Below are 17,171 nucleotides of genomic sequence, written 5' to 3'. Positions count from 1 at the left end.
CCTGTCTGGTTTTATATGGGTCTGTGATGCGGGGTCAGGCCGCGATCAGTCCAAGCTGCCTGGCAATCTCGACCGTGGCCTGTGCACGCCGGACGAAGGGAGCATCGATCATCTTCCCATCCACGACGTAGGCGCCCACGCCGTCGGCCTGCGCCTGGGCGGCAGCCGCCACGACCCGCAGCGCGTGCGCGATCTCGTCGTCGGACGGCCGATAGACATCGTTGGCCAGCGCGATCTGGCTCGGGTGGATGCAGCTCTTGCCCAGGAAGCCCATCTGCCTGGACATCTCCGCCTCGGCACGGAAGCCCTCGGCATCGCGAATGTTGGCGAACACGGTGTCATAGGCATAGACGTTGGCTTCGGCGGCCGCCATGCGCACGGCGAACATGGCCGATGCGATGGCTGCCGTGTTGCGCCGATAAATGCCGGCTGGCTCGAACAGATCGCCCAGCCCAAGCTGCAGGCCTGCCACGCGCGGATGTGCGCCGGCCAGTTCGGCGGCGCAACGCAGCGCCCTTGGCGATTCAATGTTCAGCAGCAAGCGGACCTTCGCATCCTCTCCGGTAAAACCGTTGGCCCGCTCCGCCTGTTCGATTGCCGCCGCCGCGCGGCGGACGTCGTCGACGCTCTCCGGCTTTGGCAGGTTGACCAGGTGCACGCCGGGCACCACCACCGCGGCCAGGTCGGCCTCGAAATGCCCGGTGTCGAGGCCGTTGACCCGAACGATCAACGTCTTTGCAGTCGAGCGGGCCTCAGCGGAACGCAGCCATCGGGACAGCAGGTCACGGGCCTCGGCCTTCCTGTCCTCGGCGACCGCATCCTCCAGGTCAAAGGACAACGCATCCGCGTCGCTCGCGAGCGCCTTGGCGAAAAACTCCGGCCGCGAACCGGGGACGAACAGCTTGCTTCTCATGGCCAACACCGTATCTCCGTGGGATGCAATGCAGTGTGGCGCAGTCACAAGAGAAGATAAACTATGCTTTTCTACATTCGTACAATAGAAATTCTATGGAGACCAGCTACCTCAAGGCGTTCAGCCTGGTCGTGGAAACCGGCACGCTCGCCGAAGCCGCGAGGCGGCTCAACGTGACGCCGGCGGCGGTTTCCCAACAGATCCAGGTGCTGGAGCGGGAACTTGGAACGGCCTTGCTGGCACGCGCCGGCCGAACGGTAGCGCCCACCGAGTCCGGGCGCCGCCTTGCTGCGCGCTGTGTCTCGCTGCTCACGGAAGTCGACGCGCTGAGGGGGTGGGTGAATCAGGCGGACGAGATACGCGAGTTCCGCATCGGCACCATCAATACGGCACTCCACAGTCTCCTGCCTGACGCCCTTGCGCGTTTTGCGGCCAGGCATCCGGGCGTGTCTGTCCACATCCGGTCTGCCATGTCGAGCGAGCTCTACGACGCGGTCAAGCAGGCGGAGCTTGATGCCGCCGTCTGCCTGCACCCGCCCTTCTCCATCCCGAAAGCCTTTGCCTGGGAACTGCTGCGCAAGGAGCCGCTGGTCGTGCTTGCCGCGCAGCGGGACCGGGAAGCGGATCCGCTCGAGCTGCTGCGCACCAGTCCACTGATCCGCTACGACCGCAGCCTCGGCGGCGGGAAGCAGGCCGACGATTACCTGCGCAAGGCCGGCATCACACCAACACAGGAGCGCTTCGAGCTGAGCTCCCTCCTCGCAATCGCGATGATGGTGGATCGTGGCCTGGGGGTGTCGCTGGTCCCGGACATCGCATCGCCGCTGACTGCCGGCCTGCGTATTGCGAAGCTCCATCTGCCGTCAGAACCGGAGCCACGCCGGTTCGGCCTGCTGTGGCGAAGGACGTCGCACAGCGCCAGCCTGATCAGAGACTTCCTTGAGCAGGCTCGCCTCGCGGCTCGAGCGTAGCGGCTCGTCGGACCGAATCGCTCGGGGAGAAAATCCAAGACCTGGCTCCGTCCCGGTGAGATCTTGCCCCGGAACTGGCAAGGTGGTAAGGGAAGTACTATCCTCCCATGGGTTCAGGCAAGGAGGCCAAATGTCGCAACGCTCCCGGCATTTTCGCAAAGCGAATCTCACTGTTCTCTGCGTGGCAGGCTTGCTCGCGTCGTGTGCCACACCGAGGCTATTGGCTCCGCCCGAACTCCAGCCCACCGACGCGCGCGGCACGATAACGGTACTGCACGCATCCGGCGTGCAGATTTATCAGTGCAAGCGCGCGAACGACGGCCGGCTGTTATGGACCTTTTCGGCCCCGGAAGCAACCCTGAAGGACGACACCGGACAACTCGTCGTCAAGCACTACGCAGGACCAACCTGGGAAGCGCCCGATGGCAGCAAGGTGACCGGCAAGGTATTGCGGCAAACGCCCAATGCGCAAGTGCCGGACAGCATTCCACTCTTGCTGTTGCAGGCAACGAGCGCTGGCGGACCCGGCGTGCTTGCGCGGACGCGTTATGTGCAACGACTGAATACGCAAGGCGGACAGGCCCTCCCTCAGATCTGCACGCAGGAGGGACAGGAGAATCGTATGCCGTATCGGTCGGACTATGTGTTCCTGGAATAGCCAAGGTTACGCTGGCAGGCCAGAAGGCACGCTATGCAACACCGGAGTGTAGCGACCCGCCTGCCCGCCATGGGGATGCCTATAATGCACGCCAGCCGGCACCGCCCGCGATGGTGGAACCCGGCCCGCCGAAACCTCCCCACCCTTCCCCCCTGCCATGCGCCTTCTTCGCCATCGTCTTGCCCTGGCCACGCTATCGTTTGCGATGACCGCCGGCCTTGTCGTCGCCACCCCTGCCCTGCTCGCGCCCGCCGCCCATGCGCAGCCCGCGCCGGTGGTCTGGCAGATGGCCACCGAATACCCGGCGACGTCGATGCCGGGCGAGGGACTGACCTCGTTTGCGCAGGAGGTTGCCGCCCGCACGCAGGGCGCGATGGCCCCGCAGCCGACCTTCGATGCCAGCGCGGGCTTCAGGTCCGCGCAGATGCCGGCCGCGATCCGCGACGGCAAGCTGCAAGCCGGCGACGCGTTCGGCGGCGCGCTGGGCGAGGTCGATCCGATTTTCCTGCTGTCGTCGCTGCCATTTGTGGCGACCTCCGTCGACAAGGCGCGCCGGCTGGCCGACCTGGCCCGAGCGGACTACGCGCGCGCCTTCGAGAAGCAGGGCCAGCATCTGCTCTACATCACGCCCTGGCCGCCCACGGGCCTGTGGTCGCGCAATCCCGTGGGCACGCTCGACGATCTGCGCGCGCTGTCGGTGCGCGCCTATGATGAGACCTCCGCGGAGGTCATGCGCGCGGCAGGGGCGAAGGCGCGGAACCTGTCGTTTGCCGACGCCATGCCGCACCTGAAGGACGGCTCGGTGAACGCTGTACTGTCATCGGGCGATGGCGGAGCCGGCCGCAAGCTGTGGGATTACCTGCCCAACTTCACGGCCATTGGCTATGCCATGCCATTGTCGTTCACGACCGTCAACGCCGCCACATGGCAGGCCCTGACGCCGGCCCGGCGAGATGCCGTGACCGCCGCGGCCAGGGCGACCGAAGACAAGCAGTGGGTGCGGCTGAACACGCGGCTGGCTGAGAACACCGCCCGCATGCGCGCCAACGGCGTAGCGATCTAGGACCATCCGGCGCCAGCCGTGCAGCAGGCGCTGCGCGATGCGGGCCTGAGCGCAGTGGCAAGCTGGCAACCGCGCGTGGGCGAGCGCGGGGCGGCACTGCTGAAGACCTACCTCAGCGCGGAAGCCGGGCTGCGCTAACCACCTCCCGGCCGACATTTTTCCGCCCAGTTTCGGCAATTGTCATGCTCGCTTGCGCGCGGGGGAAGGCACTGGCTGGCGCAATTGCGCGAATCTCGCCGGCTCCCACTCCCGAGCGGCCAGGAGCATGGCGACGCCACGACGCTGTGCCAGAGGTCTTCATTCCGGCCGCCAGTTCTGTTCTCGCTTTGTACGAGAAGTCTCGCGTGTGCGCACATGGCCCGTGCGCGTGCTGCTGGTCAACGCTGTGCAGCTTGGCGTTGTATTGCTTGCAGGTGTGAGCTGGGAGAAATGGCTGTCTTCGTATTCGGTGCTCCGGCTCTCGCAGCAGGTCTCGCCCATCGTCGGGGGGCTACTCGCCTATTTTGTCGCGACCTTCTTCTTCTACTGGTGGCACCGCTGGCGCCACGAGTCTGACCTGCTCTGGCGCCTGTTCCATCAGATTCATCATAGTCCTCAACGACTGGAGGTGATCACATCGTTCTACAAGCATCCGGCTGAAATGGTGCTCAACTCGCTGATCGGCAGCCTGCTGGTCTACACGTTGCTCGGCTTGTCGCCTGAGGCCGGCGGTGTCTACACGCTATGCACCGCGCTTGGCGAATTCTTCTATCACACCAATGTCAGGACGCCGCGCTGGGTCGGCCTTGTCTTCCAGCGCCCGGAAATGCATCGCATCCACCATCGCCTGGGGTATCACCGGAACAACTACGGCGACATCACCTGGTGGGACATGCTCTTCGGCACCTATGAGAATCCGGCCGAGTGGCAGCACAGTTGCGGCTTCGATGATGCTCGCGAGGAGCGGTTACTGGAAATGCTGGCCTGGCGCGATGTTCATGTTGATCGACGACCGGATCCGCAAAGGCGCGCGCAAGATTAGGTTGAACGTCATTTTCTACCGACGAGATACTCCACCCCTTCCGGGCCATATCGCTCAGAGTGACGGACATTTGGAGCCAGATGGAACACTTCACCCATTCTGTAAAGCCGCTCGTCGTTGCCAATGCGGATATGGATTTCCCCAGCCAGGACCAGGGCCTTGGCTTCGAACGGATGGGTGTGCTCTTCCAGTGCGCCGGCTTCGCGAGTCACCGTGACGAGCTCGTTAAAGCCCTCCCTGGCCAGGGCTCTGGCAAATGCATCGCGTTCCATGGTAGTCCCCGCCTATCAGCGTTTCACGCCACATTGCTTGCCATTCGGCCCGCCCGTGCCCGCTTGGGCGAATGCGACACACTGTTGGCCATCGCGAGCCAAATGCGTTCATCCAGTTTAGGCCATCAAGGCATCTCCCGCATCTGAGGCCGGGGGCCCGGCACGGCCCCGTTTTCGCATGCCCCTGTCACTGCACGGAACGCTTGCGCGATGTCCATTGATCGCGTGGCACGCGGCCGCCACGATCGAAGTGGTAGGTCAGCGTAGGCGAAACCTGGGAAACGTCATGTTCATGTTCTTGCCCACCGCCTTATTTGCGGAATTGGGTAGCGGCTTCGATCCGGGTGAGGTCCGTGCGGATTTCAGCTTCCGGGGCATTGCGTGCAAGCTGGACGCGCCCCGTCCGGTAGATGCTGACCGCCGCGACCATTGCCGGAACTGCCAGGAGAAGATAGAGCGCCGCGTTGCTCCAGCCCGCCGACAACAGCCATGCGCCACCGAGCGAGCCCGCGATGGCCCCGACCCGTCCGATGCCGAGCGCCCATGCCACGCCTGTGGCACGGCTCGAAGTCGGATAGAACGCCGACGCCAGCACATTGGCGCAGACCTGCGATCCGCTGACGCAAAAACCGGTGACGAAGATGGCCGCCGCCATTGCCGTCGGCGCGCTCACTGAAGCCAGGCATGCCACGGCAATCGCCCCTAGTGTGTAGGCACCGGCCACCACGGCGTAGGGGTTGAACCTGTCCAGCAGCACGCCCAGCACGATGGCACCCGCCACACCACCGCCCTGCAGCAAGCCTGCAAGCATCGACGCCTCCTTCAACGTGAGGCCGCTGCGCTGTACCAGAATCGGCAGCCAGTTGATCATCAGGTACAGCAACAGCAGGCTGCAAAAGAACGCCAGCCAGAGCCACAGCGTCCCCTGCCGGTAGCGCGACGCAAACAGCTGGCTGACCGGGGAACTGGGGCCGTCCGGCTCGTCGGTGACGTACCTCGCGTCAGCAGAAGCCGTACCAGCATCGACGCGCGACAGGATGGCCGCGATCCGCGCCTGCATGCCTTCGCGCGTGGCGAGGTAGCGTACCGATTCCGGCAACGCCAACGCCAATACCGGGACCAGCGCCAACGGTAGCGCACCGCCCAGTGCCAGCACACCGCGCCAGCCGACATGTTCGATCAGGTACGCAGTCACCACGCCTCCAAGCGCGGAACCGAGGGAGAATCCGCAGAACATCACCGTCAGCAACATGCCACGGCGCCGCGACGGGCTGAACTCGGCAGTCAGCGTGATGGCATTGGGCATGGCGCCGCCCAACCCAAGCCCGGTCAGAAATCGCAGCGCGATCAGCCAGCCGATGCCAGGTGCCGCGGCCGAAGCCACGCATGCGGCGCCGAACCATGCCACCGACATGATCAGCACACGGCGCCGGCCAATGCGGTCGGCCAAGGGACCACAGAAAAAGGCGCCGGTCATCAGCCCGAGCAACCCGGCTGAGAATAGCGGCCCCAACGCCACCATCGACAGGGACCATTCGCTGCGGATATGGGGGGCAAGGAAACCGATGATGGCAATATCGAAGCCGTCCAGTGCGACGATCGCAAAGCACAGAGCGATGATGCGCAACTGCAAACGGGATAAGCGTGCCGCGTCAATGAACTCGCGTACGTTGACGGCGTCGCGCGCAGGCGCGCCGGCCGCCGCGCCATGGGGGGCGATTGGGGCAGTCATGTTGTCTCCTGGGATGGTCAGCGCACAGTCGCTATGCTGCGGCTTGTGCGGTACAGCGGTGCTTTGCGAGAACTTCGCCTCGGGGTACGGCTATGCCGCCGCGGGTGCGTCGACGGGATGGTGATAGCCACCCGCCTCCACGCGGGCGATAAACCCGGGGTCGCGCTGGCGCAGGTCTTCATGCGTGACCCTGCCGGTGCGCAGCATGTAGTCATAGGCAAACGCTACCGGATCGAGGTGCATCTTGCTGTCGACTGACTCGTACCAGTCGAGGCTGCGGCGGGCCGCGTCCTGGAACCTGGCTGACGCGCCGCGCCGGCTGTTCTCGAACGCCTGGAACGCGACCTGCACGTCATCGCGATGCGCGCAAACCGCATCGCAGAGCGCAATCGCGTCCTGCATCGCCATGCGGGTGCCGGAGCCCAGCGAGAAATGCACGCTGCGCAGCGCGTCGCCCAGCAATACCACCTTGCCATGCGACCAGTGTTCGTTGCGTACCACGCTCGCCTGAAACCAGTTGGAGCGATTCCCCAGCAGTGAGTGACCACCTAGGTCTTCCGCGAAGACCCGTTCGCAGTATGCGCGACTCTCCTCTTCAGTGGCTGTATCCAGTCCCGCGCGATGCCAGGTCTCGGGGTCCACTTCCACAAGGAAGGTCGACAATGTATCGCTGTACTGATATGCGTGCGCCATGAATACCCCGTGCCCGGTCTCCCGGAAGATCAGGGAGACGGGGTGAAACAGTTGATGAGTACCGTACCAGGCAAACTTGTTGCGGCGCACATCGAAGCTCGGCTGAAAGTGCTCCGCCAACCGGGTCCGCACCTCGCTGTTGACGCCGTCCGCCGCCACGATGATGTCGGCGTCCGGCAACTCGGCCGGGTCGCACACGCGGCTGCCGTAGTGAACTTCGACGCCGGCATCGGCGCACGCTTGCTGCAGCACGCGCAAGAGGTCGATGCGCGAGGTGCGCGAAAAGTGGTTGTTATGCAGCGGCATCCGCACCCCTTTGTGGGTGACCTCCATATAGTCGCAACGCTGGTGATGCGCGGTGAATTTCCGGAAGAACGCCGGATCCGCGTCCTCCAGGAAGGACAGGGCGATGTCCGAAAACACAACGCCCCAGCCGTAGGTGGCGCCCGCCTCGTAGCGCTCGTGCACGACGATATGATCTTCAGGATGGCGCTGTTTGAGCAACAGCGAGAAGAACAGGCCGGCCGGCCCGCCTCCGATAACGACGACATTCATGGTAAGCCTCTTACTTGCTGGCCGGCGCAAGGAGCGCGCCGGCGTTGGGGGCGACCGGTGCCAGGTCGAGGTGCTCCAGCATCTGGCGGACCGTGCAAACGGCCGTCGATGTGACCGGGAGGCCGAGGGCGTCCTGCGCCGCCTGGATCGCGGGCAGCGATGGCATCTGCACGCAGGCCGACAGCACCACGACGTCGACATTGGCCGTGTTCAGGCGCTTGACGTCCTCCAGCAACTCCATGGGATTGCGACGCCCGACTTCCAGGTTGTCAGGAATCTCGAATGACAGCGCGTCCAGCACTTCGATGCCTTCGTGCTCGATGTACTTGACCACCGCCTCGGTCAGCGGCTTCATGTACGGCGCCATCAGGGCAATCCGGCTCGCGCCCATCGACCTCAGGCCCGCGACCAGTGCACCGGCCGATGTCATCACGGGCGCGTCACAGTGGTTCTCGCGTGCCACGCGCAGCAGGTCCTGCTCCACCTGACGGTGGTAGCCGGGACCCATGGCCATGATGGCAACCAGGCAGGCCGTGCTCATCACGTCGACGCGCGCGTCGGCCAGTTCGGCGGCACAGCGCAGTCCCTCGCGGTTCATGGCCTCCAGTTCTTCGCGCACTACGCGATGCATGCGCATGCGGCTTGCATGGAAGGTGAAACGCTCCGGCAGGACCTGCTCCCGCGTGCGCAGCATCGCCGGGATCTCGGTCTCCATCGTGGTGTTGGAACTGGGCACGATTTGCCCGATACGGTAGGTACGACTGTTCATGCTGGTTTGCCTTGGTGGAATGGGTTGCCGAGAGATCATGCGGACATCCTCCCCGGTACATCTGTCCCGGCTATGCTCGCCTCCACTTCGAGCCGGCGTACCACCATCGCCCGCAGCGCAGCCTTGTCGACCTTGCCGACCCGGGTCACCGGAAACTCCTCGACCACTTCGATGCGCTCGGGGCATTTGAACTTTGCGAGTCCCTGGGCGACCAGGAATGCCGCAAGATCCGCGACGTCCGGCGCCGCATGCCCGGCGCGCAGGATCAGGTAAATGCAGCCCTTCTCGCCGTATAGCGGGTCAGGCATTGCCACCAGCTTGGCGTCCGCCACCGCCGGATGGCGACTGACATAGGCCTCCACTTCTTCCGATCCGATCTTCTCGCCGCCGCGATTCACGTTGTCGCGCAGGCGGCCTTCAAAGGCGAAGCAACGGTAGCCATCGATCACATGCTCGGTCATGAGGTCACCGGAGCGCACGAAGCCATCACGGGTCAGCGATTGCGCCGTGGCCTCCGGCGCCTTGTAGTAGCCGCGCAGGCTCGACGGGCCGCGGAAACAGAGTTCGCCCGGCGTTCCCTGCGGCGCCGGCTCATCCGTGCCCGGGACCAGCAGGCGAATCTCGTCATCCGGGCAGCCGGAGAAGCCTTGCGTGCCATGACGGATCCCCGCGGGCAAGCGTGCGCCGGCGCCCAGGAGCAGTCCTTCGGTCGTGCCGAACAGGTTGAAGCAAGGCACCCCGAGGTGCGCTTCCAGGGCGTCGGCACGCGTCATCGTCCCGAACAGTTCCAGCGATGAAAGATCGTGCCGCGCGGTATCCTGGTAAGCGATCATCTGCGGTGCAACCGGTCCGATGGACATGCCATGCGTGACGCGATGCAACGCGATCAGTTGCAGCATGCGCGCGATATCCACGCGTGGCATCAATACCGATGTCATGCCACCGGCCACGGCGGGAACCAGTACGTAGAGCTGGCCAGCGTTATGCATCAACGGCAATGACCAGATCAGCCGGCTGTCCTCGGTCTGGCCGAGCTGGCGCATGCAGGCGAGCGCATGGCCGATGTACTCGGCATGGAAGCGCGGAATGATCTTCGGCACGCCGGTGGTGCCCCCGGACAACTGGAAGCTCAGCACATCCTCGCTGCCAATCGCTACCCGGGCCAGCACGTCCACCGCCTGCTCATAGGATATGCCGTCGATCAGGCCGTCCAGGTCGTGCTCTTGGTGCGAGTCTCGTGCGGGCATCGGGCTGCCGCGCGCGACGATCAGGTGCCGCAGCGACGGATAACGCTGCGCCATGCCCCGCGCAAGGCCGGCAAGGTCGAAGGCACTGAAGTCGCCCTGCACGAAATAGGCGCGCGGCTCCGACTGCGCGGACAACTGCCCGATCTCGACTTCACGGTATTGCGGCACGGCACACACCGGCACCACGCCCGCCTTGTAGCAGCCCATCAACGCAATGACGGTATCGATCGTGGTCCCCATCTGGAAGATCGCGCGATCCCCGGGCCTGAGACCGAGCTGATGCAGCGCGGCGCCCAGGCGCTCGCTGCGGTGGTCTAGTTCGGCGAAGGTGATCGAGCGCTCGTCGCTGATAAAGGCCAGGCGATCCCCGTCGCGCCGCGCGGTCTTGCGCAGCGCCCCGCCGAGGGTGTCGTCCACCCACGCGCCGGTGTCGAAGTACCTTGCTGCGTCCGCCGGCGGGCAATATGCCACGCCTTCGATCGGAAACTGAATGCCGGTCATGTTTGCCTCCCGCTTTGTATCCTGCTTATCAGGCCGTCTCATGACCGCGCGGCACGATGCGCACGGTATCGCGGCCGAACGATTCGATCCTGCCATCCAGGCCGCCGGTGAACAGACCGTACCAGACAGCGGGCTTCAGCCCCAGTGCGCGACGCCCGAACTCAATCGGCTCACTGGCGGCGATCACGGTATAGTCGCCGAGGTCGCTGACATGGCAAGCCGGCAAGCGGCGTGCGGCTTCCGTCAGCGAGGCGAACTCGGGCACATTCAGCACGAAGAGTCGCAGGGAAAACTGGCTCATGCGTGACACTCCTGCCCCAGGTCCAGGCGGCGGCTCAGGATCTCTGCCTTGCGCAGCCAGATATCGTCAATCGAGGTCACGCGTGCCTGACTGGCGCGGGCCTCGTCCTCCAGTTCGATCGCGGCGGCCAGCGTCGCATCGGCGTCACGCGCGTCCAGCGCTGCAAGGGGGCGAAGCTTGCGCGTGATCTCGATGAAGTAGCCATTGGGGTCGCGAAAGTAGATCGACTCGATCACCTCGTGCGCGGTCTCGGTGGACACCTCCACGCCACGCGCTTCCAGGCGCGCCTTCCATGCCAGCAGTTCTTCCTGCGTATCGACCAGCCACGCCGTGTGGGTGGCATCGGAGACGTGGTCGTCCGGGAACGGGGGACGGGTGTCGCGGCCGGCGAATCCGTCCGGCTCCTCACTGCCAAGGTAGTAGAAGAAGGCGATGGTGCTGCCCTTGCCACTGTCGAAGAAGAAGTGCAGGAAATCCGGATGTGTCGCCGGGCCCCAGCCGCGCGCCGAGATCGTGTGAATGAGTGGCAGGCCCAGGATGTCGCGGTAGAACGCGACGGTTTCCTTCAGGCGCCAGGTCGGCCTGGCGGTATGGTCGACGCCGTGCAGGCACAGCGGCGCGCCGGCCTCTGGTGAAGCGGTACTTGCAAACATCGTTGCGTCTCCGGATCGGATTGGTGGGTTGCGTTACTGAGGAAAGGTCTCGCGCAGCCATGTCTGCAGCAAGCGGCCCGCCGCGTAGCGGCCAGGCTCGTCGCCCTTGACCAGTGCGCGGCCGTGATGGTCGCCGCGAACGCGGTGGTGCTGCTTGTCAGTGCTGGCAATGCTGTGGAAGATGTCCGCGATGACGCCTGGGAAGCAGGCCTGGTCGGCCGTATATTCGATCAACAGCGCAGGCTGGTGAATAGCCGGGGCAGTCCGGTACAGCGCCGCATTCGACGAAAGCCCCGACCACGTCGACAACCAGCTCTCGGGCGAGCAGACACGTGCGAAGCCGACTGAACCGTAGTTGGAAGCGAACGGATCCGCGCCCCAGAGCGACCCGTACTTGCGGTCGGACGGATCGAGCGACAGGTCGAAGCAGCGCAGGTCTGCATCGGTGCGCCACACGGTGAAGAGCTGCGTGTGGGCGGCGCGGCGGCGGATGGCATCGCTGACGGTCCCGGGATTGCGCTTCACTTCGGCGCGGGCGTCCATGCGCTCGGCAATCATGGTCCTGGCCACGTTGTCGAGGCGCTGTACCCGCGCGGCCTGCGCAGCGCGATACCGCACGACAAAGCCGACGTGATAAGCGGAGGACTGAGGGGCCGGCGCAAAGCCATTGGCAGCCGCGAACGCGTCAAGCGCCGGATCGACGGAAAGGGGGTCGCATTCATCGGTCACAGCCGGGTCGATGCAACCTTGCAGCAGCACGCCCTGCCCCGGGTGCGGGGCGACAAAGACGACGCCGTCCACCGCTGGCAGCGTCGCAGACAAGAGACTGGTGGCACGGCCGCCGGGCGTCCGGGCAATGCGCGCCTCGGGGGCTGCGTTGGATTGCTGGACATACAAGGCGTACAACCCGCTACCTCCTGAGTTGCCCAACAGCACGATGCGGCGAAAGCCCGCTTCACGCAGGTAGCGCACGCCTGCCGCGACGTCGTAAAGCGCGAACTCGTGCTCCAGGCGCTGGTCGTTGCCGACCGAACGCGGAGACTGCGACCAGGCCGCGTACCCCGCCTCCACGATGTCGGGAATCAGGTAGTGGCAAGCCATGAATTCACGCGGATGCATGATGCAGACCACCGTATCCGGCTGGCCCGCGGCGTAGAGCGAGCCACCCGTGGCGGCGCCATCTTCCGTGCGCAGCACGACGTTGCGGGTCACCGTGCCAGGCGGCACGTCGCGCGGGTTCCAGTCGGTATTGAGGAAGCCGGCAATCGGGCCGCTTGCCGCGGGCGATGCGTTGGGGGGCGCCTTGAAGCTTGTCATCATCTCACTCCGTTTTTTACAGCATAGTCCATTTTTTGACGTTGGCGTAGATTTTTTTGCGAACGCGTTGAACACAGAAATAAATGCTCTATAGACCATTTATGAGGGGAATTCAGGGCGAACTACGCGCCGTTGGGATGGCGCGTTCGCGCCTTTTTGTTTATCGTGATGGCTTGTCGACGCCTGCGTCGAAAAACTGAATGGCAGTCCATGGCAAAGACACAGACCAAGAGCGACGCATTGCGGGACTCGATCCTGGAAGTTGCGACCCGCCTCTTCATCGAGCGTGGCTTCGATGGCACCGGACTCAACGACATTGCCGATGCAGTGGGACTGAGCCGCCCCGCGCTGTACTACTACTTCAAGAGCAAGGAAGCCATCCTCGAGGAATTGACCACGGCGGTCACGCGCACCGCTGCGCAACTGGCGACCGAGGCCATCCCTGAAACGATGCGCACGCCTTCGGGCATTCTGCGCCACCTGGTGCTGCGCCATGCCACGCTGATCCTGTCGCACCCCTTGCAGTTCCGCGTGGTGGAGCGCAACGAAAACAACCTGCCGCTAAAGCAGCGCAAGATGGCGGAGCAGTCGCGCCGCGCGGTGCTCGAGCAGTTCCGGCAAGCGATCGAGTTTGGCATCGATCATGGAACATTTCGCGTGGTGGACGCGAAAGTCGCGGCGTTTTCGATCATCGGCATGTGCAACTGGACGGCGTGGTGGTTCAATCCCGCCGGACAGGTTTCCATGGATGATGTCGCAAGACAGATCGCGGACATGGCCCTGCGTTCAGTGGAGTTGCCCGCCAGCCGCGCATTGGAAAAGCCCGGTCCGGTCGCCATCCTGCAATTGCTTCGGGACGACCTCACGCTGCTGGAGCGCAGCCTGGAGATGCCGGCTGCGGCTACGGCCGAGCCTGGCCCAACGTCCGGCGGCGGCTGATCGCTGGACGGGCGCGTTCTGGCCCATGGCACATCATGCCCCTGCGCCGCCCGCCGTCGGCTGCGCCGGCGTTCCATCCTCGCGCAGCCAGACAATGAACTCGGCCCCCTGCCCCACCACGCTCTCCACGGTAATCCGCCCACCATACCGCTCCACCAGGGCATAGCTGATGGACAAACCCAAGCCGGTCCCCATCTGCTTCCTGGTTGTGAAAAACAGATTGAACAGGTTGGGCAGGTCCTCTTCCCGGATGCCGTGGCCGGTGTCGCGCACATACAGCGTCACACCCTGCCCCTCCCAGTCCCGCGTGCCCAGCGTGAGCGTGCCGCCCTCGGGCATGGCGTGGATGGCATTGGTCAGCAGGTTGACCACCACCTGCTGCAGCTCGCTGCGGCTGATGCGCACGTGCCGAGTGGCCTGGCAGTCCAGTTCGACCCGGATCGCCGCTCCCTTCAGCATATGGCGGACGAGGTCGACGCAGCCCGCCGCGACTTCGCTCACGTCCAGGCGCTCGACATGGCCGGCATAAGCCTCGGGCCGGACAAACTGCAGCAGCCGGTTGGTCAGTTGCTGGATGCGCCGCACCTGTTCGTCGATCAGCCGCAGTTCGTGGCGCACCGGCTCCGCGGCCGGGCCCAGGATCTCGCGCGCGACGTCCAGGTTGCCCTGGATCACGGCGATCGGGTTGTTGACTTCATGCGCCACGCCCGCCGTGAGCTGGCCTGCGACGGCAAGCTTTTCCGACGTGATCAGCTGCTCCCGGGCTTCGCGCAGCACGGCGTTCGACGCTTCCAGTTCGTGGGTGCGCTCGGCCACCTTGCGGTCGAGCGAGTCCGCCAGGTCTCTGAGTTCGGCATTGCGCTGCTGCAGGTCCGACAGCAGCTGGTCGAACTGGGCGGCAAGCTGGCCCAGTTCGTCCTCGCTGCCGACCGGGCCTACGCGCGCGTCCGCATTGCCGGTCTTGAGCGCGTGCATGGTGCCGACCATGCGCGTCATCGGCGCAAACACGCGCCTGGCCCATAGCAGCGAGAACAACGCGCCCGCCACGGCCAGCAGTACGAACAGACTTACCAGCACGCCCAGCGCCAGGTCCCTGGCCTGGCTGACCGGCCTGGCCAGGTAGCCCACGTACAGCATGCCGATGCGCTGGCCGCGGCTGTCCGTGATCGGCTCATAGGCGCTCATATACTTGTCGTTGACGACAAAGGCCAGGTCCAGCCATTTCTCGCCGCGCAGCAACACCTTGTCGCGCACTTCGCGCGAGACCCGCGTGCCCAGCGCGCGCTCGCCATGAAACAGGCGCACGTTAGTGGCAATGCGTGTGTCGTCCAGGAACAGCGTCGCCGTGCCCTGGCTGCCGCGAGGCAGCGATTCCGGCTGGTAGACCAGCGCGTTGATCGTGTCGATAAAGCCCAGGTTGTTGTTCAGCAGCGTGCCGCCGTGCAGGATGGCCACCAGCTTGCCGGCTTCGTCGAATACCGGCGCCGCGGCGTGCATCACCATGCCGCGGGTTTCCTCGGTCCTCTCGGTGGGTGCCGCGTTGACGGTCGGACGCAACGCCACCTGCGCGCGCCGGGCAAGTTCGGCGGAGACAGCGGCCAGTTGCGCGGCGGACCACGCGTCCGTGGCGGCATCCGCACGCCCTGCGGCGGCGCTGGCCACCACTCGCCACGCGGCAAGGTCCGCTCCTGCGGACGCTGAGGCCGGCGCGGCGGCAAGCAGCCGCCCTTGCGGATCCAGCAGCTGCAGGAAATCGAGCCCGTGCGTGCGCCGTGCGTCGGCGAGGATGGCGGGCATGGCGTTGGCGCGCCGAAGCCCCTCCGCCAGCGCATGCGACCTGGCCTCCTGCAGGACCCGGTCCTGCACGCCGCCGACCATATGCCCGAAGTACTCGTGGGCGACCAGCAGGTCGCTGTTGACCTTGTAGGCCAGCAGCGCCTGGAACACGCGATCGCCCCAGAGCGTCATCAGCAGCAGCAGCGCCACCAGCGCCACCAGCAGCGGCGCGATCACGATGGAAACAAGCTTGGCGCGCAGCGAAGCGCGATAGCGGCGCAGCAGCGTGGCCGGGCCGGCCGCGTGAGCGGGATTCAAGGACGCAGGCCCCACTGCAGGCACTTCCGGTCCAGCGTGCGGCGCGAGATCCCCAGCCGGCGCGCTGCTTCCACGCGATTGCCGCCCGCCGCGGCCAGCACCTGCAGGATGTGCCGCCGCTCGACCGATTCCAGCAGCGTGGCCTCGTCGGCCGGCGTGGCCGCGTCGTCCTGGACCACCTGGTCGTGGACCGCTTCCGGCTGGCCGGCCTGCGCCGGATCGCCCGCTTGCGCCAGCAGCTCGGCCGGGTACTCGCCCAGGATCAATGCCCGCTCCACCAGGTTGCGCAGCTCGCGCGCATTGCCCGGCCAGTCATAGGCCTTGAGCAGGCGCGCCAGCGATGGCGACAGCGGCACCACCGGCAGGCCGAGCTGGGCGGACAGCTGCTCCGAGAAATGCTCGGCCAGCGGCACGATGTCTTCTGGTCTTGTGCGCAGCGGGGGGATCGCGACCGACACGACATCGAGCCGGTAGTACAGGTCCTGGCGGAAGCGCCCCGCCGCCACCTCATTGGCCAGGTTGCGGTTGCACGCGGCGACGATGCGCACGTCCACGACGATCTCGCGCTCGGTGCCGAGCGGCCGGATGCGCCGGTCCTCGATCACCCGCAGCAGCTTGGCCTGCATCGCCAGCGGCAGCTCCGAGATCTCGTCCAGGAACAGCGTGCCGCCGTCGGCATAGAGAAACAAGCCATGGCGCGCCCCGGCCGCGCCGGTGAAGGCACCCTTGGCGTGGCCGAACAACTCGCTTTCGATGATCTCGGGCGCCATCGCGCCGCAGTTCAGCGGCACGAACTGGCCCTGCCGTCCGCTCAGGCGGTGCAGCTCGCGCGCCACCACTTCCTTGCCGGTGCCGGACTCGCCCGTCACCAGCACCGTCGACGGCATCGGCGCCACGCGCGCCACCAGCGCCATCACCTTCTTCATGGCGTCGGACTCGCCGATGAAGTGCTTGTGGATGGTGTACTTGTCCAGCTCGCGGCGCAGGAGGTAGTTCTCGCGCGTGAGGCGGGTGCGGTCGAAGCAGCGCCGGATGGCGTTGAGCATCTGGTCGACGCGGAACGGCTTGACGATAAAGTCCGCCGCGCCGGAGCGCAGCGCGGCGATGGCGGTCTCCATGTCGGCGAAGGCGGTCATCAGGATCACATCGGCGGGGTTGCCCGCCGCGCGCAGGGCCTTGAGCCATTCCACTCCGCTGGCGCCTGGCAGCGCCACGTCCAGCAGGATCAGGTCGAAATGGCGTTGCTCCAGCAGCGCCGCGCCGGCTTCGGCGCTGTCGGCGGTCACCACGCTGTCGACCTTGCGTTCCAGCGCGCGGGACAGGAACGAACGCATGCCGGCCTCGTCGTCCACCACCAGGATCGCGCGGCGCTGCCAGTTGTCGGCTTCGGCCGGGTTGCTTTGTCGTTCGCTCATCACTTTGGTTGTTGCGGGGGCAAGCAGAGAGTCTAGCGACAGTCGGCTCAGCGGCAG

The 17,171-nt window shown here is 65.5% G+C and carries 15 protein-coding genes and 1 pseudogene; 5 read left to right on the top strand and 11 right to left on the bottom strand.

The window, feature by feature from the left end; translation table 11 throughout:
• Nucleotides 1-34: 34 nt before the first annotated feature.
• A complete protein-coding gene (locus DN412_RS02425; protein WP_115013051.1) occupies nucleotides 35-913 on the bottom strand; it encodes an HpcH/HpaI aldolase/citrate lyase family protein in 879 nt (292 codons plus the stop codon).
• Between the two features lie 95 nt (nucleotides 914-1,008).
• On the opposite strand from DN412_RS02425, the gene DN412_RS02420 reads away from it, so the two are divergent.
• The 4 genes and pseudogenes from DN412_RS02420 to DN412_RS02405 all read left to right on the top strand — a co-directional run bounded on the left by DN412_RS02420 (nucleotide 1,009) and on the right by DN412_RS02405 (nucleotide 4,626).
• Complete coding sequence (locus DN412_RS02420; protein ID WP_115013050.1) at nucleotides 1,009-1,884, top strand: LysR substrate-binding domain-containing protein; 876 nt, start codon at nucleotides 1,009-1,011, stop codon at nucleotides 1,882-1,884.
• Between the two features lie 130 nt (nucleotides 1,885-2,014).
• Nucleotides 2,015-2,542, top strand: coding sequence for a DUF3455 domain-containing protein (locus DN412_RS02415; RefSeq protein ID WP_244222535.1), 528 nt, complete (start codon nucleotides 2,015-2,017; stop codon nucleotides 2,540-2,542).
• Nucleotides 2,543-2,747: 205 nt separating this feature from the next.
• Nucleotides 2,748-3,743 (top strand): annotated as a pseudogene (locus DN412_RS02410) (TRAP transporter substrate-binding protein).
• 223 nt (nucleotides 3,744-3,966) lie between these two features.
• Nucleotides 3,967-4,626, top strand: coding sequence for a sterol desaturase family protein (locus tag DN412_RS02405; protein WP_244222534.1), 660 nt, complete (start codon nucleotides 3,967-3,969; stop codon nucleotides 4,624-4,626).
• An 8-nt stretch (nucleotides 4,627-4,634) separates the two neighbouring features.
• On the opposite strand, the gene DN412_RS02400 is transcribed toward DN412_RS02405, so the two are convergent.
• The 8 genes from DN412_RS02400 to DN412_RS02365 form a co-directional block, all read right to left on the bottom strand.
• Nucleotides 4,635-4,898: a cupin domain-containing protein gene (locus tag DN412_RS02400; protein ID WP_115013048.1), complete on the bottom strand. Its 264-nt coding sequence runs from the start codon at nucleotides 4,896-4,898 to the stop codon at nucleotides 4,635-4,637.
• 310 nt (nucleotides 4,899-5,208) lie between these two features.
• Entirely contained in the window at nucleotides 5,209-6,630 is a 1,422-nt protein-coding gene (locus DN412_RS02395) for an MFS transporter (RefSeq protein WP_115013047.1), read from the bottom strand.
• Between the two features lie 90 nt (nucleotides 6,631-6,720).
• On the bottom strand, nucleotides 6,721-7,878 hold the full coding sequence (locus tag DN412_RS02390; RefSeq protein ID WP_115013046.1) for an FAD-dependent monooxygenase: 1,158 nt from the start codon (nucleotides 7,876-7,878) through the stop codon (nucleotides 6,721-6,723).
• A 10-nt stretch (nucleotides 7,879-7,888) separates the two neighbouring features.
• A complete protein-coding gene (locus DN412_RS02385) occupies nucleotides 7,889-8,647 on the bottom strand; it encodes a maleate cis-trans isomerase family protein (RefSeq protein ID WP_115013045.1) in 759 nt (252 codons plus the stop codon).
• A 35-nt stretch (nucleotides 8,648-8,682) separates the two neighbouring features.
• On the bottom strand, nucleotides 8,683-10,395 hold the full coding sequence (locus DN412_RS02380) for an AMP-binding protein (protein ID WP_115013044.1): 1,713 nt from the start codon (nucleotides 10,393-10,395) through the stop codon (nucleotides 8,683-8,685).
• Nucleotides 10,396-10,423: 28 nt separating this feature from the next.
• Nucleotides 10,424-10,696, bottom strand: coding sequence for a hypothetical protein (locus DN412_RS45615; protein ID WP_115013043.1), 273 nt, complete (start codon nucleotides 10,694-10,696; stop codon nucleotides 10,424-10,426).
• Nucleotides 10,693-11,349: a VOC family protein gene (locus tag DN412_RS02370; protein ID WP_115013042.1), complete on the bottom strand. Its 657-nt coding sequence runs from the start codon at nucleotides 11,347-11,349 to the stop codon at nucleotides 10,693-10,695. Before DN412_RS02370 ends, DN412_RS45615 begins: the two co-directional genes overlap by 4 nt.
• 33 nt (nucleotides 11,350-11,382) lie before the next feature.
• The gene (locus DN412_RS02365; RefSeq protein ID WP_115013041.1) at nucleotides 11,383-12,669 is read right to left on the bottom strand and encodes an alpha/beta fold hydrolase; all 1,287 of its coding nucleotides are present in this window, start codon (nucleotides 12,667-12,669) and stop codon (nucleotides 11,383-11,385) included.
• A gap of 207 nt (nucleotides 12,670-12,876) precedes the next feature.
• Here DN412_RS02365 and DN412_RS02360 point away from each other — a divergent pair, with 207 nt between their 5' ends.
• Nucleotides 12,877-13,605, top strand: coding sequence for a TetR/AcrR family transcriptional regulator (locus DN412_RS02360; RefSeq protein WP_115013040.1), 729 nt, complete (start codon nucleotides 12,877-12,879; stop codon nucleotides 13,603-13,605).
• Between the two features lie 33 nt (nucleotides 13,606-13,638).
• Here DN412_RS02360 and DN412_RS02355 read toward each other — a convergent pair whose 3' ends face one another.
• Both DN412_RS02355 and DN412_RS02350 read right to left on the bottom strand, forming a co-directional pair.
• Nucleotides 13,639-15,699 (bottom strand): sensor histidine kinase, encoded by a 2,061-nt coding sequence (locus tag DN412_RS02355; RefSeq protein ID WP_244222533.1) that lies wholly within the window; start codon nucleotides 15,697-15,699, stop codon nucleotides 13,639-13,641.
• Nucleotides 15,696-17,114 carry a sigma-54-dependent transcriptional regulator gene (locus DN412_RS02350; RefSeq protein WP_115013038.1) on the bottom strand — a complete coding sequence of 473 codons (1,419 nt, stop codon included), beginning with the start codon at nucleotides 17,112-17,114 and terminating at the stop codon, nucleotides 15,696-15,698. Before DN412_RS02350 ends, DN412_RS02355 begins: the two co-directional genes overlap by 4 nt.
• Nucleotides 17,115-17,171 lie beyond the last annotated feature (57 nt).

The sequence above is a fragment of the Cupriavidus lacunae genome (assembly GCF_003353055.1).
Taxonomy (GTDB): Bacteria; Pseudomonadota; Gammaproteobacteria; order Burkholderiales; family Burkholderiaceae; genus Cupriavidus; species Cupriavidus lacunae.
This window is presented reverse-complemented; position numbering and strand designations above follow the sequence as displayed.